Annotated in this window: 16 protein-coding genes; 6 read left to right on the top strand and 10 right to left on the bottom strand. The window is 40.4% G+C overall.

Translation table 11 applies throughout. The features are described from left to right. The first annotated feature begins 43 nt into the window (after positions 1-43). Positions 44-1,015 carry an L-threonylcarbamoyladenylate synthase gene (locus PLZ15_05555; protein HOI29211.1) on the top strand — a complete coding sequence of 324 codons (972 nt, stop codon included), beginning with the start codon at positions 44-46 and terminating at the stop codon, positions 1,013-1,015. Positions 1,016-1,079: 64 nt separating this feature from the next. Next, positions 1,080-2,666, top strand: a complete 1,587-nt coding sequence (locus PLZ15_05550) for a PAS domain-containing sensor histidine kinase (GenBank protein HOI29210.1) — start codon at positions 1,080-1,082, stop codon at positions 2,664-2,666. Here the strand turns inward: PLZ15_05550 and PLZ15_05545 are convergent. Next, positions 2,663-3,493, bottom strand: coding sequence for a hypothetical protein (locus PLZ15_05545; protein HOI29209.1), 831 nt, complete (start codon positions 3,491-3,493; stop codon positions 2,663-2,665). The two genes, PLZ15_05550 and PLZ15_05545, sit on opposite strands and share 4 nt — an antisense overlap. Before the next feature lie 160 nt (positions 3,494-3,653). Continuing rightward, on the bottom strand, positions 3,654-6,749 hold the full coding sequence (locus tag PLZ15_05540) for a S41 family peptidase (GenBank protein ID HOI29208.1): 3,096 nt from the start codon (positions 6,747-6,749) through the stop codon (positions 3,654-3,656). A gap of 221 nt (positions 6,750-6,970) precedes the next feature. On the opposite strand from PLZ15_05540, the gene PLZ15_05535 reads away from it, so the two are divergent. Then, a complete protein-coding gene (locus tag PLZ15_05535) occupies positions 6,971-8,161 on the top strand; it encodes a Xaa-Pro peptidase family protein (GenBank protein HOI29207.1) in 1,191 nt (396 codons plus the stop codon). Positions 8,162-8,202: 41 nt separating this feature from the next. Here the strand turns inward: PLZ15_05535 and PLZ15_05530 are convergent, their stop codons facing one another. The 5 genes from PLZ15_05530 to PLZ15_05510 form a co-directional block, all read right to left on the bottom strand. Beyond that, positions 8,203-8,469, bottom strand: coding sequence for a zf-TFIIB domain-containing protein (locus tag PLZ15_05530; GenBank protein HOI29206.1), 267 nt, complete (start codon positions 8,467-8,469; stop codon positions 8,203-8,205). Between the two features lie 57 nt (positions 8,470-8,526). Then, a complete protein-coding gene (locus tag PLZ15_05525) occupies positions 8,527-9,354 on the bottom strand; it encodes a nitrilase-related carbon-nitrogen hydrolase (protein HOI29205.1) in 828 nt (275 codons plus the stop codon). Positions 9,355-9,376: 22 nt separating this feature from the next. After that, positions 9,377-11,773, bottom strand: a complete 2,397-nt coding sequence (locus tag PLZ15_05520; GenBank protein ID HOI29204.1) for an alpha-amylase family glycosyl hydrolase — start codon at positions 11,771-11,773, stop codon at positions 9,377-9,379. A gap of 74 nt (positions 11,774-11,847) precedes the next feature. After that, positions 11,848-12,492 (bottom strand): cobalamin-dependent protein, encoded by a 645-nt coding sequence (locus tag PLZ15_05515; protein ID HOI29203.1) that lies wholly within the window; start codon positions 12,490-12,492, stop codon positions 11,848-11,850. Between the two features lie 59 nt (positions 12,493-12,551). After that, on the bottom strand, positions 12,552-13,193 hold the full coding sequence (locus PLZ15_05510) for a phosphatase PAP2-related protein (GenBank protein ID HOI29202.1): 642 nt from the start codon (positions 13,191-13,193) through the stop codon (positions 12,552-12,554). Between the two features lie 208 nt (positions 13,194-13,401). Between PLZ15_05510 and PLZ15_05505 the strand changes: the two genes are divergently transcribed. Next, on the top strand, positions 13,402-14,466 hold the full coding sequence (locus tag PLZ15_05505; GenBank protein ID HOI29201.1) for a hypothetical protein: 1,065 nt from the start codon (positions 13,402-13,404) through the stop codon (positions 14,464-14,466). A 49-nt stretch (positions 14,467-14,515) separates the two neighbouring features. On the opposite strand, the gene PLZ15_05500 is transcribed toward PLZ15_05505, so the two are convergent. Together PLZ15_05500 and PLZ15_05495 are read right to left on the bottom strand one after the other, a co-directional pair. Beyond that, a complete protein-coding gene (locus PLZ15_05500) occupies positions 14,516-14,980 on the bottom strand; it encodes a CoA-binding protein (GenBank protein ID HOI29200.1) in 465 nt (154 codons plus the stop codon). A gap of 18 nt (positions 14,981-14,998) precedes the next feature. Continuing rightward, entirely contained in the window at positions 14,999-19,654 is a 4,656-nt protein-coding gene (locus PLZ15_05495; protein HOI29199.1) for a lamin tail domain-containing protein, read from the bottom strand. 117 nt (positions 19,655-19,771) lie between these two features. On the opposite strand from PLZ15_05495, the gene PLZ15_05490 reads away from it, so the two are divergent. Then, the gene (locus PLZ15_05490) at positions 19,772-22,159 is read left to right on the top strand and encodes a M20/M25/M40 family metallo-hydrolase (GenBank protein HOI29198.1); all 2,388 of its coding nucleotides are present in this window, start codon (positions 19,772-19,774) and stop codon (positions 22,157-22,159) included. A gap of 134 nt (positions 22,160-22,293) precedes the next feature. Then, complete coding sequence (locus tag PLZ15_05485) at positions 22,294-23,520, top strand: serpin family protein (GenBank protein HOI29197.1); 1,227 nt, start codon at positions 22,294-22,296, stop codon at positions 23,518-23,520. Positions 23,521-23,523: 3 nt separating this feature from the next. Here the strand turns inward: PLZ15_05485 and PLZ15_05480 are convergent, their stop codons facing one another. Beyond that, positions 23,524-25,359, bottom strand: coding sequence for a U32 family peptidase (locus tag PLZ15_05480; protein ID HOI29196.1), 1,836 nt, complete (start codon positions 25,357-25,359; stop codon positions 23,524-23,526). Positions 25,360-25,371: the final 12 nt, after the last annotated feature.

The following is a 25,371-nucleotide window of genomic DNA, read 5'->3' as shown; positions in this document are numbered from 1 at the left end:
AATAGATTTCTTTAACAAAGCCTGAAAGATAAAAACCGGGTAAATGAAGATATTAAAAGCTACTGACGAGGCCGTTGAAAAGGCGGCTGCAATTATTAAAGACGGAGGAATTGTTGCCTTCCCAACCGAAACCGTGTACGGATTGGGGGCTGACGGCTTAAATTCAATTGCTGTTGCTAAAATTTTTGAAACAAAAAAACGTCCCGCTTTTAATCCTCTTATTCTGCATATTGCTGATAAGAGCGATCTTATAAAACTTGCCGTTGTTGAAAATGACCGGATTGAAAAATTAATAGATAAATTCTGGCCGGGCCCTTTAACACTTGTTTTGCCAAAACTCGATCTTGTTCCAGATATAGTTACTTCCGGAAATCCGACGGTCGCAATACGCATGCCTGATCATCCGGTTGCCATCGAACTGATAAAAAAATGCGGAACACCCATTGCCGCTCCCAGCGCAAACCGGTTCGGGCATTTGAGCCCGACCGAAGCTGCACATGTATTTAAAAGCATAGGCGACAAAGTAGATTTAATTATTGACGGCGGAAAATGCTCTATAGGTGTTGAATCTTCTATTGTACAGTACGTGAACAATAAATTTTATCTGCTTCGTCCGGGCGGACTGTCAAAAGAAGAGATTCAAAACGAAATCGGGGAAATTGCTGTCGTTACAGGACACACCGGTAAACCGAATTCACCCGGACAGCTTCCATTTCATTATGCCCCGTCTATTCCGTTATTCTTTTTAACGAAAGAGAATCTAAAAAAATACTCCGATAAAAAAATCGGCGCACTTTTTTTTAGAAATATAAACGTAGATTTTAAATTTGAAACCGTAAGGATTCTTTCTGACAAAGGGGATTTAAAAGAGGCCGCCGCCAATTTATTCGTTCATCTTCATGAGCTTGAAAAAGAAAAGATCGATTTAATTCTGGCCGAACCAGTTGAAGAAAAAGGCCTGGGGCTTGCAATAATGGACCGTCTTAAAAAAGGGACTACCCGCTTTATTATTTAAACTTTCGCATCAATTTTATTTTACGAAATATTATATTGTAGTTGAAAATGAATGGGGGTTTACAATGACAGGTAATGCTTCCAATTCATCTTACTCAAAACAAACGGTAACGGACAATATGACACCATCCAGCATTCAACCCTCAAGGGATTTAAAATTATTGCTTCATATGATCAATTCAATAAGTGAAGCGATTAATATTACCGATATGGAAAGTGAAATATTATTCGTAAACAATGCTTTCCTCAAGATGTATGGTTATAAGATGGACGAAATCATCGGTAAAAATATCTCTGTCATCCGATCAAACAATAACGATCCGGCAATAACTTCCAAAATTCATGAGTCTACCTTAAAAGGCGGATGGCACGGCAGGTTAATAAACAAAAAGAAGAATGGAGCGGAGTTTACAATAGAGCTTTCCACATCTTTGATAAAAGATGAAACCGGAGCTGCTGTAGCCCTGGTCGGAATAGCATGGGATATGACCGGGGAGATTAAAGCAGAGGAGCAATTAAGAGAGGTTCAGGATAAGTACCGTACTCTTTTTGTTGAATTAAAAGACACAGTTTATGAAAGTACTGTCGACGGGAATTTCCTTGAATTGAATCCGGCCGGTCTGGACCTGTTCGGCGTTAAATCATTCGACCAGCTTAAACATATTGACATTGCAAAGGAAATTTATCTTCATCATGAAGAGAGAGAAAAATTTAAAAAGGAACTTGAAAGAACCGGTTTTGTGAGCAATTACCAGATCGATATCAAACGCTTGAACGGTGAAATTGCCACTGTCCTGGAAACCTCAATGGTTGTAAAAGACCGAAACGGCGAAATTACCGGTTACCGCGGAATATTAAGAGACATTACGGAGATTAAAAAGAATGAAGAGCGGTTAAAACTACTCGTCGAAAAATTCGAGAACCTTAACCTGCAACTCCGTAAATCCGAACAGGAGCTGAAGGAGTTGAATGCGGCAAAGGACAAATTTTTCTCGATAGTCGCACATGATTTACGCAGCCCTTTCAGCTCGCTTCTCAGCTTCTCCGAGTTTCTCGTTGAGGATATCGAGGAGCTTTCAAAAGAGGATATAAAATCATTCGCCGAGAAAATTAACGAGTCTTCAAAAACCGTGTTTACTCTGCTTGAAAATCTTCTGCAATGGTCCAGAATTCAAACGGGAAAAATTCCTTACGAGCCTACAACCTTTAATATCAACTATAAGATAAATCAGATTATCAACCTGTTAAAAAATAATGCGGAACAGAAAAATATTAGCGTATCCAACGATGTATCCAACGGCGCGATAGTTTTCGCGGATGAAGATATGATATTTTCAGTGGTCCAGAACCTTTTATCAAATGCAATTAAATTTACAAAAGATGGCGGGAATATTGTATTCAAGAGCAGCTTCCGGGAAAGCGATATTGAAATCTCGATTACCGATAACGGTGTCGGTATAAAGGATGAAGATATAAAAAAGTTATTCCGGATGGATTCGCATCACACTACTTACGGTACAAAAGACGAAAAGGGAAGCGGTCTTGGACTTCTGCTTTGCAAGGAAATGGTTGAACGCAACAGAGGCAAAATCTGGGTCAGCAGCAAATCGGGCATAGGAACAACATTCGCTTTTACTGTTCCGAAAGGTTAAAGAATTCCTCTTAGCCCTCTAATCGCATTTCGTAAAAAATTGGGAAGGACGGTTTTTCGTGTCAGTTTAATTCCGTTTTCCGACTCCAGCAGATCCAGCATTTCATAATACTTTTTTTCACCGTACTTGGAAACTACATGTTCCTTTCTATCCGGTTTTCTGAAATGATAGTACATACTGGCGGGATCCGCTTCCGGATGAAACTGCGTTCCCGAAATCTCGTCCGTAATACGGATCGCCATCATCGCCCGTTCATACGGAACGTGGGGGCGTTCTTTTTCAATACATAGTATACGGGCACCCAGATCCTCAATTATTTTACTGTCCGGTTCAACAACCTGCCAGTCTCTGAAATCCGCAGCATAGAAAGGGTCGTTCAGACCATCCATCAGAATATCTTCGTTGCCTGCCGGTGTTTTATGAACTTTCATCACGCCGAATGATTTCGAATGACGGGGAATTACACTTCCGAATCTAAAGTACCTCGCCATTATTTGAAACGAGTGGCAGATAAAAAAGATATGTTTTTTTGATTCGCTTCTTTGATTATTGCTGTAGATATGGTCCAGCAGTTTAAAATAGTCGGCTTCCCATTTTGAGCCTTCGCCTTCGAACGGACTTCCGGGTCCGCCCGACGAGATATAGATATCGAATTCCGGGCCTGGAATTTCGCCTTTAAATCTCGTATCGAACAGCCGGTAATCGATCCCGACATTCTGGTAAAGACAATCGGTTTCGTTAAGAATATCTTTAATACAACGGATTCCCTGATTCTCTTCATTATTATAGAGATCAATTATTGCGACTTTCACACTGCTCTGTTTCAAATAATATCCTTTCCTGATTTTAAATATGAACCGGAATGCAAATATAAAAATATAGTCTGATAATTAACTGCGGGATTTGCTTAAAACAAATCCCGGCCTCAATTCTGATTTCTGTTTACAGATAATCAGAACGAGACCGGGACTAAAAAAATCAGCGGAATTATTTCAGCTGTTTTTTAATTTCTTCAATTGCTTTATCAAGCTGCGGATCATTACCTGTAAGTTTATCCTTAAAAGTATTCTTAACATAGATATCCGGCTTTACGCCTGTCATCTCAAGATCATCTCCGGCAAATGTATAGCAGCCCCATGACGGGAGCCGGTAAAAAGAGCCGTCGACAAGCGACTTTCCGGATGTAAAAATTATCCACCTGTAAGTCTCGGTCCCTATTACAGTTCCGAGTTTCAATTCTTTAAAGCCGGCCGAAGTCATTTCCGCATCGCTGAGAGATTGCTCGTTTATAAGTAAAACTATTGGTTTTGCTGAAGGAGCGAAATTAGGCTGCTGAGTAAACTGGCCGCCTCTATATTTCCACTTGAGATAAGGTTTCTGACTCAGGAATTGAAGTACGTCATCATGAACATTGCCGCCTGTATTGTAGCGCAGATCCAGAATCAGTGCGTCCCGGTAGTGAAGTTCGTCGGTCATCTCAATAATAAAATTATTCAATTCCCCCGTTCCCATATTTTTCATATGAACGTAGGCGATTTTTTTATCTCCCCTATCATCAACGTACTTCTGATTGTTATCCACCCATTCATCATACAATAGATTTGATATTATAAACGAGCTAACCGGGTGAATTTTAACAGTATATTTATCTTTTCCTCTTTCAAACAGAAGCTCAATCTCTTCATTAAGTGACGGAGCAACAAAATATTTTTCCCTATTTTCGGCTTTGTTCACCTGCTGCCCGTTAACAGCAGTAAGAATGTCGCCGGGCATAATATTCTTATCGAGCTTATCGGCCGGAGAACGCCTGATAATTCTATCCACTTTGTACGGATCGTTATTGTTAAAAACAATTCCGGTGCCCATGGTATTGTTTTTGTAAAAGACTTTTTCCTCTTCTCCGCTTGAAGAAAATCCCTGATGCGACGAATTCAACTCTCCGAGCATATCGTTAAGAAGTGCTCTTAGATTATCGCGGGTTCTTATACCCGGCAGATACTTTTCGTACTGTTCTTTTATCTTATGCCAATCCGTACCGTGGAACTGATCGTCATAATAGTTCTCCTCCAGATTTGCCCAGGTTTCATAAAACATCTGGTTGAACTCTGAAGCAAGATTTTTTGTGAAAGCGAAGCTGATATCAACAGCCTTGGTTTTGCTTCCTGCAAGATCGAGCTTTAATATTTTCCCGTCGGCAAGAAGATAATAATCATTCTTCGATTTGGAAATAAAGATAGAGCCGCTCTTAGCTCCCTCTATAATTTTTGTTTCCGTCCTGTCGAACGGTTTAGATGTTGTCTGCCATATAATATTATTTTCCCCGTTATGATTAGAGACGAATAATAGCGTGGTCTGATCATCTTTCTGAATAACGAACGCCGACCTTTGATTTCCCGTCTGTGACGCAACGGCTTCCCATCGGTCTTTTATATTTTCAAAATCGATAACCACTTTCGGCTTGCTCGTGTCTTTCTTAGCGTCCGTAAATAATTTCCCGAATCTGTCCGATCTGAACTCCCCGTCATATTTCTGAAGTGGAATTCGATAGATATCAGAGTTTTGAACTCCCCGCGGATAACCCGGTTGCAAACGGTCGGTTTCGAAGTATATATATTTACCGTCCGGCGACCAGAACGGATTTGTTTCCGTTACACCGGTATTTGTAATATTTGTCGACTTCTTTTTATCGATATCATAAATAAAAATATCCTGCTCAAAATTTCTGTATGCCGTATAAACAATATACTTGTTGTCGGGAGAAATTAGAGCGGGGGCGTCATAGATGGCCCAGAACTCGTCTTTTGCAATCGTTTCGCTTTTTAAACTTGTCAGGTCGATCATTCTCAACTCGTTTCTTCCGCTGAAATAGACGCCCAGAGTTCTCTCGTCGTTAAAATTTATCTCGCGGTTATTCATTCCATCGAATGTAAGCTGAGTTTCTTTCTGATCCCCGTTAACTTTTACGGTAAACAGATTGAGCCATCCTTTCACAGTCCTGTTAAAGAGTATTGTTTCGTTATCTTTAAGCCATAAAGCTTCGGCTACCCTTTCAGCCGGATCTGTATTAATTTTTTTTATAAACTTCCCTTCAAGATCCGACACGAACATTACACCTCTCGAAACAAATACAAATTTTTTACCGTCCGGTGAAGCATTGAAATTTGTAATCTTATCCTTAACGTTAAATTCCTGGGAAAGGCTTAGAGTTGTGTTGTCGAAGATCCTGCTGTCAACCAGATTGGAGCTGCCGGATTTAACATCATAAATAAAAATCTGATAGTCTTTTGTAAAAACAATTTTTTTTCCGTTATAACTTACCCGCGGACGCTTAATCGAAGTACCGAAGTTTGTCAGCTGTCTGCTTTTTCCGTTTTCAAGTTTGTAAAGGTTGTATTCGTCGTTGGCCTGGTCGGAAACGAAATAAATATTTCCGTCCATATCGATTGTTGGCCACATATCTTTTCCGATATAAGTCGTGTGAATCTTATATTCACCGTTTTGGGGATTGTATGATTTAATATCGGGATTGAAATCGCCTTTATAGCGTTTACGGTTTGCGAAGTTTGAGCTTTCCCAAGTATCGTTAAAAAAGATCTCGCCTGTTTTCGGATGCTCGGAAATATTGTGAGCCCAGGTAAAATAATTTTCGAATAGGCGAACCGGTGTCCCGCCGCCAACAGAAACTTTATAAGTGGTTCCGGAATTATAACGGTTGGAAGTAAAATAAATGTATTTAGAATCCCAGCTCCATGATTCCACAGCATCACTTGCGCTATGGTAAGTAAGCTGTACAATTTTTCCTCCTTCAGAGGGCATTACATAAATATTCTGGTTTCCTTCCTGTGTACCGGAAAACGCTATCCATTTTCCATCGGGCGAGTAGACCGGGCCGGTTTCAAGGCCGTCCATTCCCGTCAGTCTATATGCTGTTCCGCCGACGGAAGGAACTGTCCATATATCCCCTTCATAACTGAAAACGATATTTTGCCCGTCGGGGGAGAGCGATGGATCGAATGCAAAACGGATTTGTGAAAATGAAATTGCAGGAATTAATAATAGTATGAGGAGACAGAGACGTTTCATTTTGACCTCTTTATTATAATTAAAATAGTTAACTCACTCTGCTTGCAGTACTTAAAGTAGCAAATAAATCCAACATGATTCCAATCTCTGAAGCAGCTTGAATTATATCCCGGATAAAAAAATTACCCGGAAATTAGACGATTTCCTGATACTATGGTTTGGCTTTTTCCATCAAGATTAGGCATTTTTACCAATACATTTTAACTAATTAGGGTGAACAAATGAGCAAGGAATTAGTACTGGAAAAAATCGACCAGGCGGTTAAGATACTTAAAGAAAAAGAGATAGATATGTGGATGACTTTCGTAAGAGAGACCGGAAATATTAAAGACCCGATGCTGGATATGATTGTTGGAACCAATGCTACCTGGCAGTCGGCATTTATTATTACACGAACTGGCGAGACACATGCAATTATAGGGTCTCTAGAGCTTGAAAATATGAAACAGGTAGGCACATATAAAAACATTCACCCGTATCTAAAATCGATCAAAGAGAAATTTCTTGAAGTGATCAATCATATTAAACCCGATAAGATCGCTATCAACTTTTCGCGCAACTCAAGTCTTGCAGACGGAATGACATACGGATTATATCTCGAATTGCTGGATCATTTCAACGGAACCGATTACGCCTCAAAGCTTATCTCCTCCGAAGAGATCGTTGCCGCGCTCCGGGGTAGAAAATCCCAGTCTGAAATAAACAATATCAAAGAGGCTATTAAAGAAACACTTGTTATCTTCGACGAGGTTACAAGATTTCTCAAGCCGGGATTGACCGAAAAACAGGTCGCCTCTTTCGTACGGGAAATTGTAGACAGGAAAGGATATCAGTTAGCGTGGGATAAGGATTATTGCCCTTCCGTATTCTCCGGTCCGAATACTGCCGGCGCTCATGCCGGCCCTACCGACAGAACGATAGAACCGGGGCATGTGATTAATATGGACTTCGGAATAAAGATGAATGGTTACTGCTCCGATCTTCAGAGAACCTGGTATGTTCTGCGTCCGGGCGAAACAAAAGCACCCGATGAAGTTCAAAAAGGATTTGATGTTATCAGAGAATCAATTACCCGCTCGGCAAATGCAATGAAACCGGGCAAAAAAGGTTGGGAGATTGACGAAGTCGCCCGCAATTACATACAGATAAACGGTTACGACGAATTCCCGCACGGCCTCGGTCACCAGGTCGGCAGGGCTTGCCACGACGGGGGATGTTTAATGGGTCCGAAGTGGGAGCGGTACAATAATCTGCCTTACCTTCAAATTGAAGAGGGGAATGTATTCACAATTGAACCGCGCCTTACAATTGAAAATTACGGTATAGCAACAATTGAAGAAATGGTGGTTGTAACAAAAGACGGTATTGAGTGGTTATCTGAAAGACAGAATGAAATTTATTTGATCAAATAAAAAAACCGGGGGACGCTTTTTATAAGCGTCCCCTTTTTACACTAATCAAAATCGAATAGCTCGCCAAGAAAGGATTTTTTTCTTCTTCTCTTATAATAATCGTCATCATATTTTTTCTGATAGCCGTAATCGTTCCTGTTAAAGTCGTTGTCAATATTCTGCTGGGGCTCAAAATCAATCGACCTTTCAACAATTTTATCGAGTTCCCCTTTATCTAGCCAGATTCCACGGCATTCGGGACAGTAATCGACTTCAATTCCCTTTTTTTCGGACATTACAAGATTAACGTTGCAGTTAGGACATTTCATAAACTTCTCCTTTTTGTAAAAATAACATGAAATTGAAAAATGAAGTTCCGCGGAAATTCACTCAATCCGGCTAAACCATTTTGAGTATAATTCCGGCCTACGGTCCCTGAAGAATAATTTTTTTGCGTGCGAATTTTCTACTTCAGCAAGATCAATTTCGCAGATTAATATTTCATCGGTTAAGCTTCCAGCCCTCGCGATTATTTTACCGTGGGGATTCGAGACAAACGATTCCCCGGCAAAGATTAATTTTTCCTCCTGACCGACCCTGTTGCAGAGAGCTGTAAAATACCCGTTTTGAAACGATGCAACTTTCAGTTCGGCTTCATACAATCCATCGGGCCATTCTCCTACAGATCCGGCCTGGGGAATAAAAACTATTTCCGCTCCCGCTAATGCGAGTGCGCGCATATATTCCGGATAATGACGGTCGTAACAAATTGCAATTCCGATTTTACCGAATTCCGTGTTATAAACTTTTACTCCGTTATCACCGGGTGTATAGTATCCTTTTTCGTAAAAGTTCTCGTAATCAGTTATATGAATCATCCTTGTAGTTCCAAGAATTCCGCCGTCAACATTAATTACAGGCGAGGAGTCATATGTATTCCCGTTTTCAATTTCATATAAATTTAGAATTATGATTACGTTCAGCTCTTTTGCCAGGTCGGTAAATATTTTTGTGGTGGGGCCGGGAATGGTTTCGGCAAGATTTTTAAAATTATCAGCTGTCTTCTTCTGAGGATAAAATTGTGTGAAAGCCAGTTCCGCAAAGCAGATAATTTTGGCGCCCATGGATGCAGCATACCGGACAGCCTTAACGCCTTTTTCTATATTGATATTTTTATCTTCACACGCCGACTGCTGCACTAAAGCTATTTTCATGGTTAACCTGATGTTTCGTTTTTCAATTCAATTTAATATACCTGTAACTTACAGGAGGTATTATTGAAGTGATAGTGCCGTTTACAACTTCCTTTTTCTCACCCGAAACCAGATCTTCAGTTGATTGTACATTATAATGATCGGGGATCTTCAGTTGAATATTCTGTCCCTTATTACTTTTATTTAAGATCACCAGGACTCTTTCATTCAAATCGGACCGGATAAATGCATAGATATTTTCATCTGACGCCAGAGTATAAAAATCGCCGTACCGGAGAGCGGAATGATTTTTTCTGATATTAATAATTCTTCTTACATCATTCAGCATTTTGCTTTCGTGAATACTTAGCTGTTCGCCGAATCTCATCATTCTCCTGTTATCAGGGTCGGAAGCACCCGTCATTCCGAACTCGCTTCCGTAGTAAATTACCGGAAGGCCGGGAATCGCATTCATATAAGCATAATATAATTTTGCTTTTTCATAATTATCCGGGTTATCAACTTCAGGCGGATTATTCCAGCCCTCTTCAATCGCGCTCCATTGAGTAGCTTCGAGATCTCCGTCGGCAAATGCCATGAAACGGTTTTTATCGTGGCTGTCCATAATATTTCCCATTAAATTGTTCTCGCCGTAAACGAGGAAAGATTTTTTAATTTCTGAATCGAGCGATGTAAAGGAAATATTATCATCAAGAAACGTTGGAAGGGCCACATCATAAACATTAAAATTGAACTGCGCGGTTAATTGCCCGTTGTTTACATAAGAGCTTATCAGTTCGTAACTGCCGAATGTTTCGCCGATCTGATAAACTTTTTTGTTTTCCGGGATTTCAATTTCGTTTTTAATCCTTCTTGTAAGCTCCCGCCAGAACTGATTGGGCATATGTTTAACGGCATCCTGCCGGAATCCGTCGGCTCCCGTTTCCTTCATCCACCATATTGTGTTCGATGCCATAAAATCAATTGCCTCTTCCGACTTAACATAGTTGAATTTCGGAAGATAGGGTTCGAACCAGGTAGTCAGCCGGAACTCATCCCACAAGCGGAGATTCAGCCTTCTGTCCGGAAGTTTAAGCTCTCCGAACCAATCCGGTTTTTCTTTTACAAGCGGATGATTTTCGTGAACATGGTTGGCAACGACATCAAGAAGTATTTTAATTCCTTTCGATTTGGCAATGGCTACGAGTTCTTTTAATTGTTTAATAGTGCCGAACTTCTCCTCGGTTGTTGTTGAACTAACAGGCCAGTAACCGTGATAGCCCGAGAACCACCGCCTCGGCGCGGGCGCTTCTTTATACGCGGTATTCGGATTATCGTATACAGGCGAAAGCCAGATCGTGTTGATTCCCAGTGAGTCGAAATATCCTTCGTTCAGCTTGTTGATAATTCCTTTAAAATCGCCTCCCATATAATTCGCTTTCATCGAAAGGGAATCGTGAAGAATAGGATCGTTTAAAGTTTCATCCCCATCGTTAAAACGGTCAATCATAAGGGAATAGATTATTGCGTCGTTCCACAAGAACTTGTTGTTTCCCGGAGCCGGTTTACCATCCACAAGAAATACCGACTGTAAATTCGAAACATTTCCATTTTCCGAAACAGCAACTCTAAGAAGTTGAGCGTTCCGTAATTTTTCGATATCAATTGTAAGCTTAATATTCCAGCCGTTAAGTTCAATTTCTCCTTCAGTCAATTTTTGATTGTTGAGAAGCCCAATTACATTTTCGGAAGAAAGATTTTTTCCTTCCGATGCACTTTCATAAACAAAGAGGAACATCCCTTTGCCGCCTGATTCACTATAACCGTTAATGTGAAGAAACACTTTTTTCTCACCGCTTTCATCAACAGTATAAACAGAATTAAAATCGCCCATGCCGTTAGGAACCCTTACATTATTGAGCGGATCGATCAGTTCCTCCCCGTCGCCGAAAAACTTGTATTGATACCGGCCCGGTTCAAGAGGAATTTCGGTTTCATAAATTCCGTCGCCGTCATTGTCATTCATCGGCAGATTTCCGCGGTCCCATCCGTTGAAACTTCCGAACAGATTTAAAACCTTATATTCCTTTAACGGCTTATAAGAAAACCTGTACTTCTGCTGAATTCTTGACCTCACCGGAATCGAATAGACCCGGTCATCAAATTCAAAATCGACCAGTGTCATTCCTGAAAAATTTTCTGCTGCGGCAAAGTAGACCATCCCGCTTCCGGAACTATATGTTGCTTTCACATTATTATTTTGCAAAAAGACTGGTTGATAATGTTCGGCATAAAAAAGATCTGAAATAAGAAGGGAGTCGGTTCTGCCGGCAATCAGGTTTACCGGTTTTATTATATCTTTTATTTCCCGTTCGCCAGTTGAGCAACCCGTCATTATTATAATAATTATTATACTGAAGAGTGATAAAGCACGTTTCATATATTCTCCGGATGGATAAAAATAATACTTGTGAAAAATAATGAAATTAATTTCCAGTATAAAAACCGGAATTGTCAGAGTGCGCTTTGATAGGAAATATACTCTTCAAGTTCGTCAAGCGAAGCAATATATTTTACATTAGGATATTTACTCAGTATTTCCGACTGTCCGCCTGACAGAGCCTGTCCGCCAACAAGCAACTGCAAATCCGGTGCAACGATTCTGATCTGTTCTATCAATTTTATGAGGCGGGAAATATTGATATAAAAATTATTTGAGATGCCGAGGAGATCCGGTTTTTTTTCCTTTATAAGATCGATAAGCGTCGATTGAGGTGTATTAGATCCGAGGTAGAGAGTTTTCCATCCGCTAACTTCAAAAAATCCAGCCACCATTCTAGCTCCCAGTTCGTGAAATTCTTTATCGATACATGTAATAACTACAAGTTTATCAAGGTGGTGACCGTTCATAAATTGAGATGTAATCGATTCAATAAGCGATTCGGTAATCTTGGTTGCAATATGTTCATCGGCAATAGTACATCGTTCTTTTTCCCACATCTGACCGACCCGATACATAGAGCGCTGGAATAATTGAATATAAATTTCCTTAAGGGGAACATTGCTTTTAATCAGATTGGAGACTATCTGAAGGCATTGGTTTTTATCCCCTTTTAAGAGGGAATCGAGATAATGAAGGTATATTGCTTCTGAAACCATATTAATTCTTAAATTCTGATGATTACAAAACGTTGATACCTGTAAAATAATTCCCTGTTTTAAAAGATTTTTTTCCCAGACGAAATCAAAAGAGCGATTCTGTAGGAGGTATAAGCAAAAAACGGAGCGGCAACCACGTCGATTGTATAATGAACATGCTGGATAAGTACGGCAATAGCAACAAGAACCGTAGCAAAAAGAAATATTTTTCGCATCGTCTTATTGACGCTGGTAAGGTAAAAAATGAACATTGTTGCTGTATGACCGGAAAAGAAAAGGTCGCGGTGAAGAGTCTCACCACCGCCGAAAAACTCTACGAAAGGATCGGTTAGGGATATAGTAGATGACGGTTCGTCCAGAGGTAAAAGAAAAATTGTACAAAGCCGGAAAAAGAAAACAAGGCTGTATGACTGAAGTGCTATTAAAAGATTTTCCGGGTAATGTGAGATTGATACAAGCGCAACAATAAGCGATATATAGATAAGTCCGAATGTAAACCAGGTCAAGTCGATCGGTTCGAATAAGCTCAATAGCGGATCTTTAAAAGCAAATCCTGATAGCTCCTCATTGTAATCAAGAAAACGGGCTAGACTCAGAAGTACGAAGATTAAAACTGCTGCCGTAATAAAAAAGCGGGTACGGAAACTGGAATCGGAGAGACTGATTCTCCAGGCGGATTTTATTTCACTGAGATTGATCAATAGAACCTTTTTAAGTATCAGAAACCTGGATTGCAAAATAACCACGGGGTCTAAAAAAGTAAAATAGAAAGATTAATCGGATCTTTAATTTTTGCCGGAGCGATTGATTAGGCTCACTAAATTCCGCTTGTAGCAGTCTCTTATAATCTCTAATTTTAATCAGGGGGTTTGTAATTAAATATTTTTTCTGTTGAGCGGAGCAATTATTATGAAATCCTATATTAAACTCGCCCTTTCAATAACTCTGATTTTTCTATGTGTATTTGGATGCGACGAAAACAAAGACGACGATAACAATCCTTCCAATCCAACAACAAGCGATAATCCGTTCGCAAATGCTAAGGTTGTTGCTTCCCTGGACGGATTCAATTCAGCCGAAGCGATTGCCGTTTCCCCGAACGCAACTTTTAACGGCACCCTCTATGTCGGCGACGCAACTAATCTTTCAGTTTATCATGTTATCGATTCCGGAATTCCGATACTTCAGAACAGAATTCCATTAACCACAGTGAACGATCTGTTCGTTAACCACTCGGCTCCGGATTATTTGTACGCCGCATGCGGCGGGCACGGATTATATATTTATAATATTGCACCGGGAAATAATAGTTTCCTCCCTCAGCAAAGATCCTATATACCGGGCGGATTTTATAAGGATGTTACTGTTTTCGGGAACCGGCTTTACATTGCCTCACAATTAAGCCGCGGTGTAAGAATGTACAACATCGTATCAATCGATAATCCGATTTTACAAACTTCGATAGATGAAGCGGCAAACTCCAATGCTGTTTGTATTTCCGGAGGCGGGGAGCTGGTTGTTGCCGATTATAACGGTAAAATAAAATTTTACGACATTTCACAAACCAACATGATAAACTCATCAACACAGCCCAAAAATTCGCTTACGACGAGCGGATATTTAAAGGCGGTTGCGGGAAATTATGGAAGAGTCTGTGTGGCTTCTGAAAACGGAATTTATATTATCTCTCCCATTGGAAGTGCTTTGCAGAGCCCTCAAATTCAATCCAGTCTTGCTATTCCGAGTTATATAGAGGATGTTGAAATTTTATATAAAACTTCCCCGGAAGAAAAATATTACGCATTTCTTGCTGCCGGAAACCGTGATTTCATGATTGTAGATATAACTGACGTTAAGAATCCAAAGATTATTAAAGAAATTGCTCTAGCTGGAAGTGCTAATGCTATTACGCTAAAGAGTGGTTTTGCATACGTAGCTTCTGATACACATGTGCATGTAATAAAATACGAATGATCCGTTACAACAAACCCCGATAACTATTCGGTTATCGGGGTTTGTAATTTTACTTAAGCTTTCCGCCTACCTTCATAAAGAACCTAATGCACTTATGCCCGAAATCTACAGGAGCAATGTACATCATCGGGCATCCGTAGATAATTGGATCAATTCCATTATCGCGGCAGAATTTTTCAGCCGCTTCATTATAGCTCCCTTTTCCGAAAGAACGGTGAAACCATACGTTTTTAATTCCCAGTCCGGCGCACTCTTTTACAACATTCAACGACTGGTCGGGATGCGTTGAGAGAAAAACTGCATCCGGTTTTCCCGGGACATCTTTCAATGTCCGATAGCATTTTTCTCCTTCTATCTCGTCTGCTTTCGGATTGATTGCAAACACTTCGTATCCTGCATTCTTGAATTTTTTGTATACAAGGTTTCCTACGGCACCCTGAGGATTCCTTGAAATTCCTGCAACCGCAATTCTCTTCTGTTTAAGAAATTGATCGATTAATTGTTCTGTGTTCATATAATTATCTATTGTTGGTTAGAGTTTTCTGGCTATTACCACGGGAGTTTTAATTTTTTCTGTTTCACCCGAATCGGTTACAATTTCGATCAGCAATATATAAATTCCTATTCTAAGAGGTCGCCCGTTTTCATCCATCCCGTCAAAAATCAGGGAATTATTCGGACCGGCAGGATTGTTATTATTTAGAGTCCGGACTTTCCTGCCTCTGCTATCGTAAACACAAATGCGAACCTGGGCGAGCTTACGTGAGAGGTTAAAGTTGATAGTCGTAAAATCTTCGTGGCCATCGCTGTCCGGTGAAAATGGATTTGGAATCAATTTTACATTTGTCTCCGAAGCGATTGTTTCCGCAAAAACTGAATTTTCTTTACCCGGAGTCGCTCCCTCCGGGGCAACTGAAGAACTCCAGTTCGACCGGTCATTTGAATCAAGATAAGGATTGAGTCTTTCAAGCGAACGGTTTTTCGTTGATGTTATATTCCTGTTATGCCAGCCGGAATTATAATTGACGGAATCTATTACTTTGTGGTGCGCGTCTATCAAAACTAAATAAGATCCATCGTTGGATAAACCTAGCGAACTGTTAATAATGAAATTGCTTTCATATGCGAAGCTGTAATTTTTTTCTATTGTTGAATCGCGGGCAAATACAAGAAATCGCCCCGGGGCCAGATTTAAATAACATTGTGAAAGCGGAATTTTTTTATCCGGACCGATCAACAAATTCATCCCCCCCGCCTGGACTGTATCTAGTGTAGTATTAAGCAGTTCAATGAACTCGCAATTACCTTCAGCCGGATCGAACATAATTTCGTTAATCACGAGTGCGCCACGTGCGAGTTCAGGAATTTCTGTTACTGAATTCCGGAAACCGGGGGTAGCACCGAACCGGTTGATTGAAGTCATCCAGTTTGTGCTGTCGCTGCCTGATTTGTTGAATGCTCTTCTCTCAATCGAAAATCCTTTAGCTCCTCCCCATTTAGAACTGTAAAGTATGCTATCAATTATCGCACCGCGGAAATCATTAATTAGTATCCCTTCGGATGTGTTACCGAGAGAGCCGAATTTCACCTGCAGAAAATTCTCCGGCGGATAAAACATGAAGCTGGCAGTATCTGTTGTTATAACCGCATAGCTCCCGGGATTCAGAATAACATCCTGCGAAGATATAAGGACCGGAATTGGCAGAGGCAGCAGGTCCGATATTTTCCAGCCCTTCAGATTCACCGGTTCTGACGAGCAATTAACAATCTCAATCCACTCCGGTTCGCCTGCAAGCGGAGTATACATAATTTCATTTATTAGAACAGTGTTTCTCCCATAACCGGAATTTACATCCGCTACATAAAAATTATTATGATTATCTAAATCCTTCTCAAAAATTATTTTGCAATAGACGCGGCGGGGATTATCAAGCTTAATCCGGTTTGATGATAATATAAGTACGGAATCTTTTGCGGATAAATTGGAACCGCTTCCATTACAATAAAATGATGTGTCGTTACCCGTAATAAAATAGAACTGAACAGTAAAATGATCTGCGGATTTTGTGCCGTTATTAAAAACATTTGCGGCAATGCTGACATCTTCATCAAACGAAGCATAAAGAGGTACAATGGAAATTCCCGATATGGTTAGATCATAGTCTTTGGGAGCGAGTCCGTTGATTCTTCCCGGTGTGCTAAGTTCAATGTCTGTAGAGGAACCCCAGTTGAGTCGTTCGCCGGAGGTCCCGGTTATGCTGATTCTCTCTAAGGATTTACCGTTTTCTCCGCCCCAGGATTTGTCGTATCTGACAGAATCGATGGTCTCTTCATTAGCATCTCTTATTATAACCGCGTCGGCATCGTTATTAAGATTAGCAAATGTGTTGATAAGCAGCTGTGAAGGAATTGAACGATGGAAATTGTTAATTACCGAATCTTTGGAAATAACTAAAAATGTTCCGGCGGGAACTGTTATTCCGCCTGATTGAAGCTTCGTTTTTAAGGGTGTTGTCAGGAAATCTGAAACGGACCATCCTTCCAGATCAATATCATAGGAGGATCTGTTGAACAGCTCTATCCATTCCGGCTCACCGTTAACAGGATTGTACATTATTTCATTCAATACAACCGAATTCTTTGGATAGCCGGGAATAACGGAAAATTGATACCGGTTGTTTGTTGTATCTTCATCCAATTTGTAATCGGCAAAGTATTCAAATGTTCTTTTTGCTGTTAGCGATTCTATAATGAATTCCATTTGAGAAAAATAAAAACCGGTATCTTCAATACTTGGCACTTCAATATATTCTTCTTTTAATAACAACTTGATTCCGTTATTTAATTTTTCGTAAAACCTGCAAATAAACCGGGCCGGGTTTTTACCCGGATTGCGGAAGTGAATATTAATTCTTACTTCCTGACCGATAACAGGTTTGGCCGGATTAATACTTTCTGACATTAACGCTATATCGTAATTTTTTTTGGATATTGAATTAATTCTACCCGGAGTTCCTCTCTCCGCTTTTGTTGTCTTCCAGTTAGTAGAATCTGTAGACGATTTTTCCGCTGCAATTCTTTCGAGAGACCTGCCCGAGCTCCCTCCCCACACAGGACTGTAGTAAGTTGAATCTATAATTCTTCCCAGAGAATCCAGAAGAACTATCCGATCACCGCCGTCATTAAGCGAAGGAATAACTGCGGTTATTATTTTGCCCGAATTCCCGTATATCGAGAAAATAACGCTGTCTTTCGAAACAACCGCATATTCTTCCGGCTGAAGCATAAAATCATAATCGGTTATAGTTATGTAAGAGGAGTTATCGCCGATAATGTAATTTTTCAGGTTAATAATTTTGCTGCTTCTGTTAAAAATCTCGATCCATTCCGGCTCAGGGGAATGAGGTGCGTACATAATTTCGTTTATAACAATATCTCCCCTCACCTCATTTAACTCAACGCCATTAATATTGAAGACGAATGAATTATTCTCCGTAAACTGATCTACAGGATAATCAAGAAAAACTATAAACTGATTCGAACCTGTTTCGAAGTCATTACAAATTAATTGAATGGATTTTGAGTGGTCTGATTCAAGAGATTCAATCGATGTGGAAGAGATCAATTCGTCAGCTTCTCCGATCCGGTTGAAATTCTTATCGCGGAATAATATGAGATTGAAATTTACCGCACCCGCATTTCCGGAATTCTTTATCCAAACGGTAAAATTAAAATCCTTGCCGATTTCGGCAAATTGATTCACTGTAATAACAGAATAGATTTCCAGATCAAATTCCTTTTCCGAAATTGAGTTGACCCTCCCAGGAGTAGATCTTTTTATACTCGTCGACGATCCCCAGTTACTCTGATTCAGAGCAATTGTGTCAGCGGATTTTCTTTCCAGCGATCTTCCTCCGGAATTTCCGCCCCACGACGGAAGGTACTTTACACTATCGATTGTTCTGCCGTATAAATCGGAAACAAGCACGTCATCGCCGCTGTTGCTAAGTGTCGGTAATGACCTTATCAGCAATCGGGATGTAATGTTGTGTAATTCAGTTATAACCGTTTCTTTACTTATCACAAGATATTCCGAAGGAGTAAGCTCATAATCTGTGGCAGAAATCAGAACTGTAGCCGTCTTATCTCCGGCGCGCCAGTTTTTCAGATTAATTGACCGTTCGGAATTATTATACAATTCAATCCATTCCGGTTCGTCGCCGAGCGGCGCATACATTATTTCATTTATTACTATCTCTCCCTGTAAAGCTAATTTATCGGAGACAGTGATTTTTATAAACGTTGTGTTGTTAGAGCTTCTTTCGTCAACCGCGAAGTTTATTTTTCCAATGAATATATATTCGCCGGATGTTTGAGGATAGAACGGAACTGGAATCTGTAAAGAATCATCCGGTAGAATAGAATTATTTAATGTGTAGATAGCTTCATTACTCTCTTCGATTGAATCACGGTCGGAATCATAATACACTTCAAACGAAAAACTATCCGCTCTCAATCTTCCCTGATTCCTGATTACAAACTCCAGGAAGAGCGAATCGCCCGCTGTTACAATCTGAGGAATATGCCGCTTAAAACTAATTGCCAGATCATAATCTACCGGAGATACCGAATTCTTTCTGCCAGGAGTACCGTTGACGATATTTCCGTTAGACCAATTAACCGCCGTATTGTTTTTATCAGGAATTATTTTTTCGTCTGAAATGCCGGCAGTGTTGTTTGCGGAGTAAATATATGTTTCGACAATCTCCCCGGCATTATTAAGGAGACTTACTTCCCGGCCGGCTGTGTTTGCCATACCGGAGGACCCGAAATTGCTGCCGGATGTTTTCATTATTATTGTGCCGGCAGGAATCAGTGTCTTATAAATTCCATTTGCATAATCATAATTGCCCTGCAGAATTACCGCAAATCCACCAGGCCCGAGCAATGTTCCGCCGCTAACCGGAACTAGATTGTTCGGCGATGAAGTGTAATACTTGAATTTGAAACCGCTGATATCGATAGACTGGGTTGCGGACGTATTATAGATCTCAACGAATTCCCCGTTCGTTTCAACCGGATAAAAAAGAATCTCATTGAATGTTAGAGCAGAGCCGGACTGGGAAATGATGGAATTAAGGGGTAAGTATAGGAAAAGGAACAAAATTAGAATTTTTGTTCTTTTCATATTATTACTTTTAAAATTAATACTAATGCAATTGCAAGATAAAAATAAAGAATCATTTGTGCACTCATTTGTTTTATTTAATTTTCGGGAGTTACTAGCAACTAAATTGGATCAATCATGAAACGCTTCTATTCAATTCTATTCCTTTTAATTATTTATGTTTGCCCGCTCTTATCCCAGCAGGATCCGGTTTTTCAGAAAATTCTGGAAATCGGCAGAAATGAAAACAGGGCTATGGTTCATCAGGACGTATTATGCAACCGCTTCGGGGGAAGATCAACCGGCTCCGATGCTTACACAAATTCCGCGCTCTGGGTTTATAACGAACTCCGCTCGTGGGGATTAAAAGCCGAGCTCGATGAAGCAGGCGTAGAACCGGTGGGATTCAACCGCGGACCCTGGTTCGGTAAAATGATCAAACCAAGCGAAATGTATCTTGAATTCGGAACACCCGGATACACTGCGGGCACAAAAGGAAAACAGAAAGGTCATGTTGTAGTTCTTCCAACAGAAAATGACCGGATGGAACAGATAAAAGAAAAAATTAAAGGGGCGTGGGTGCTGGTGGATGGAGAAAACACAGGTTATCCCCGCGACAGAGATTCTGTAAGCAGCATCACAAAGAAATTAATTTCATACGGTGCTTTAGGTACTGTTCAGTTATCTAGAGTTCCATTCAGATTGTTCGATTTAAGAAATTTAAAATCCTGGGATGATTTGCCTACGCTTCCCGATATCAAACTGCTCGATAAACAATTCGATCAGATTAAATCTCTAGTTGAAAAGGGAGAAGAAGTCATTCTCGAATTTGATATCCGCAATTTCTTTTATCCCGGACCGGTGAAATATCATAATGTAATTGGTGTAATACCCGGAACAAAATATCCTGACGAATATGTAATTCTGGGTGCTCATCTCGATTCATACGATCATGCAACCGGTGCTGTTGATAACGCTTCGGGTGTTTCGAGAATGATGGAAGCAGTGCGCATCCTTGCTAAAGCAGGCGTTAAACCGAAACGTTCTATTATGGTTCAGTTATATGCTGCCGAAGAAAGAGGACTGGTGGGCTCAAAAGCCTGGGTCGCAAAGAATAAGAAAAAATTACCTAAGATCTCGATGATGCTGAATAATGATAGCGGAACCAATCCGGTTGTAGGAATGGGCGTTCCAAAGGTGATTTTCAATTATATAAAACCGGCAGTTGAACCGATTGAAAAACTTGATCTCAAATATAAATTCACATTGCAGGAAACCGGTTTGATAAGACGCGCCGGACGGGGCGGAACAGATAGTCATTCATTTACAATGGAAGGCGTTCCGGCTCCATGGCTCCGAACACAGGGTCCGCATCAATACGGAACAACATGGCATACCTTGCTGGATACATATGATCAGACTATTCCCGACGCCCAGGAACACTCGGCGCTTATCTACGCACTGCTTGCTTATCAGATTGCAAATCTGGATAAGATCGTTCCAAGAGACGGAGCTTTCCTGCCCGACGGTATTTATGCCGATCTAAACACAAATAAAGGACGGATTACTTTATCACTCGATTATGAGAATGTCCCTGTGACGGTTGCAAACTTTGTAGGACTGGCAGAGGGTAAGATTAAAAACAGTGTTTTAAAAGAAGGAGCTCCCTATTTCAACGGAAGTATCTGGCACCGCGTTGTACCCGGGCACGTTATCCAGGCCGGAATGCCTAAGACCGATAAAGAAACAGAAGGGCCGGGATATCAATTTCCGAATGAAATCTTTTCGAAGCTTAGTCATAATAAGGCCGGTATGCTCGGTATGGCAAATGCCGGTCCTCATACTAACGGAAGCCAGTTCTATATTACACTGGGCGACAGGTCATACCTCGACGGCAATTACACTCTATTCGGTTGGGTGGCTGAAGGAATGGATGTGGTAGAAAAAATAGTGCAGGGAGACACAATAAAAAGTGTGGGAATTACCCGCATAGGTGAAAAGGCGAATAAATTCATCGTTACAGATGAATCATTCCGCAAGATGGTTGAAGATGCAAATGTAAAACTGAAATTGAGCGAAGAAAAAAGAGCAAAGGACGAGGAAGCGGCAATCAAAAAGATTTTACCGGGTGCAGCTTCAACCCCGAATGGAATAAAGTATTCCGTCTTAAAGGAAGGAACAGGAGATAAACCGAAAACCGGTTCATCACTTAAAGTTATTTACAAGGGTACTGCTCTCCTCTCGAACTTTCCGTTTGTAAGCAGTTCTGAAGGAGGAATGCCCACCAATTACATTAATCAGCCGGAAAGTTTCGTTTATACTGTAGGGACAAACAGAATAAATCCGGGTCTTGACGAGATATTGAACGAGATGAAAACCGGAGAGAAGAGAAAAGTAATTGTTCCGTTCGCAAAAGCTTATGGCACTACCGGATTCTACGGTAAAACCGTTGAAGGAAAAAAGAGATTCATTATTCCTCCTTTTACAAGTCTTGTTTACGAAGTTGAAGTTATTGAAGTGAAGTAATATAATATAGGCTGAGGGTGTCCGGAATCTTAAATCGGGGCACCCCCGGTTTCTTTATAAGTACCATAATTCCTATGTAGAAGTTTTTCTCAATTTTTCATATGATTCGTCCGGTAATGATAGGGAGATATTAGATGAAAAGTTTGAAGATACTTTTATCATTAATTTTGATTTTCGCTGCCGGATGCGAGACATCGTCTCAATTCAACGATGAAATTCCTGTCCGCGAACTTACCCGCTCCGAAAAACTGATTGTCGCTTCCGCAGATAATTTTGCCCTGAAAATATTTAAAAACATCGCGGAGTCTGAATCCGGGAAAAATGTTTTTATTTCTCCTTTAAGTATTTCAATGGCTCTTGGAATGACCCTTAACGGGGCCGACGGCACAACATATGAGGCGATGCAAAACACACTTTCACTTTCCGGACTAACGCAGCAGGAGATCAACGAATCATATCAATCATTAATAGAGCTCCTTACCGGAATAGACAGCAAAGTAATAATGCAGATAGCCAATTCGATCTGGTACCGGAACACAATTCCATTCAAGCAGGATTTTATCGAAACAAACCGCAAATATTTTGATGCTTCAATTAACCCGATGAATTTCAGCGACCCCGCAACAATTAATATTATTAACAACTGGGTAAAAGAATCTACCGGCGGAAAGATTGATAAAATTGTTGAGCAGATCGATCCGGCTACCATAATGTTTTTAATTAACGCTATCTATTTCAAAGGGACCTGGAAATATCAATTTGATAAAAATAAAACCATTGATGATGTGTTTAAGAAAGAAACGGGTGAGACCATTGCCTGCCGGATGATGAACCTCGAAAATGATTTTTATCTTTCGTCGAACGATTCATTCACTGTTATCGATCTCCCATACGGAAGAGGTAATTTCAGCATGACAATTCTCCTCCCCGCAAAAGATAAGACAATAAATGATGTAATCGGAACGCTTACGGATGCAAGCTGGGCCGGACTAATAAATAATCTGACCAAGATGAAACGCCAGCTTTACATGCCTAAATTCAAACTTGAATACAAAATCAATCTTAACGAAACATTAAAATCCCTTGGAATGGGGGTGGCGTTTGAGCCTTTTGGCGCTAACTTTAAAAGACTTTACGATGGACTGAACAACGCCTACATCAGCAATGTCGAACACAAAACGTTTGTGGATGTGAACGAAGAGGGAACGGAAGCCGCTGCCGTTACTTCTGTAGAAATCGGTGTTACATCAATAAGGGATGATATAATAAGGCTCGATAGACCGTTTATATTCGCGATAAGGGAAAAGAACAGCAACTGTATTCTCTTTATCGGCAAGCTGGAGGATCCTTCGCTTCAGTAAAAACTAATCGACCAATATCTCCATCAGGCAATCCCTGCAATTGAAGTGGAGCCGGTATTTCCGGCTTTCATTTACAAGATAGAGAGGTTCTTCAACTTTTTTATCTGTATCGAACGGGCAGAGCCCCATTTCATCTTTAATGCAATACTTGCATGTCATAACCGTCTTGCCGGTGTGATTGTTCTGCAATTCGAAACCCGGTTCATAATTAAGAACACCGTGTACTTTATAAAATTTTTCCGCCAGTTTATTTGTTACGTTAAATTTATAATCAAGATTATCTTGCGGGAATTTATTATCCGAGTTCTTCGTTCCCGGTTCTGTGTTCTGTTTTCCATTCTCATTTTTATGCTTTTCTAAACGCTCGAATTCCAGTCTCTGTAAAATTCTTCTTCTCATCTCATTAATAGAGCTTAACTGTATGAACAGCGGTTTGATGAAATTCAGATTAACGGATTCAATCTCAAAAATTGTGTCGCCGCTTTTAGCAAATTGCTTTCTAACAGCATCATTAGCTTTTTCCGGATTAGAGGCAATTTCTTTTTTCAAATCAAAAATTTCTGTTGTGCTAATATCGTCTTCGTCCCTTGCGGTAACTTTTAAACCTTTCTCCATCTCATCAATTATAATATTTGTTCTGATTTTTCTTTTACATTCTCTGCTCAATAGTTTTTCAAATGAGTGATCATAGTTGCGATAAATTTTCATTCCCGGTCTTATTCCAATTAATTCCTTTGTGTAGACTGTCCTGCCTTCTATACGGTTAACATACATTCCTGCTAATTCTCCCTTGATATCGTAAAAGCATAATCCGTCTCCATTAGAAATTCGTTCTGTTGTCCCAATCACAAAACCCTTATTGTTCACTTCAGTAACTTTGCCCAAATACTTACCTGTGGATTTAGGCGTGTCGGGCGAAGAGACATGATCCGTTCTGTCATTTAAATAGTAAGATGTGTAGCCCCGGTTGAATGTTCTTTCGGGATCGGGTTCGAAAGGAATTTTTGAATAGCCTGAAGATGCCCGTATCCAGTTGCTGTTATTCCGGATTATATCATCAATCTTCTGACGGTAGAATGCCGTAATATTTTTTACATAGCCAACATCTTTAAGACGGCCTTCAATTTTAAATGAAGTTATACCTGCATCAACAAGTTCGTTTAGATATTCGGAAAGGTTAAGGTCGCGGAGCGAAAGCAGATGTTTGTTTTCGACCATCACAGTACCGTTCGCGTCAACAAGCGAATATGGAAGGCGGCAATTCTGGGCGCATTCCCCCCGGTTCGCACTCCGTCCGGTAAGCTCGTGACTCATATAGCACTGACCGCTTAAACTAACACACAAAGCGCCATGTACAAAAAACTCAAGTTCGGCATTCACTTCCCTCTTAATCTGTTTTATTTCTTCAATAGTAAGTTCGCGTGCCAGAATTATCCGCTTGATGCCGAGCCGGTCTAAGAATTTTATCCGTTCAATTTCATAATTGTGCGTCTGAGTGGACGCATATAGCTGAACCGGGGGCAGATCCATTTCAAGAAGTGCCATATCCTGGAAAATCACTGCATCCACTTTTATTTCATATAATTCTCTAATAAGTCTCTGAACTTCTTCAAGCTCATCATTGTAGATAACGGTATTAACTGTCACATAGACTTTAGCCCAGTATTTATGGGCGTACTCGACAAGCTTTCTGATATCCTCAAGTGAATTACCCGCAGCAGCCCGGGCTCCGAATTGCGGGGATCCGATATAAACGGCGTCGGCTCCGCAATCGATTGCGGCAATTCCGGTTTCAAGATCTTTGGCCGGAGATAGAAGTTCTAATTTTATTTTGGACATTAATTGCTTTCA

This window comes from Melioribacteraceae bacterium, assembly GCA_035362835.1.
Lineage (GTDB): Bacteria > Bacteroidota > Ignavibacteria > Ignavibacteriales > Melioribacteraceae > DSXH01.
The sequence above is the reverse complement of the archived record's forward strand: the minus strand, read 5'-3'. Positions and strand labels throughout refer to the sequence as shown.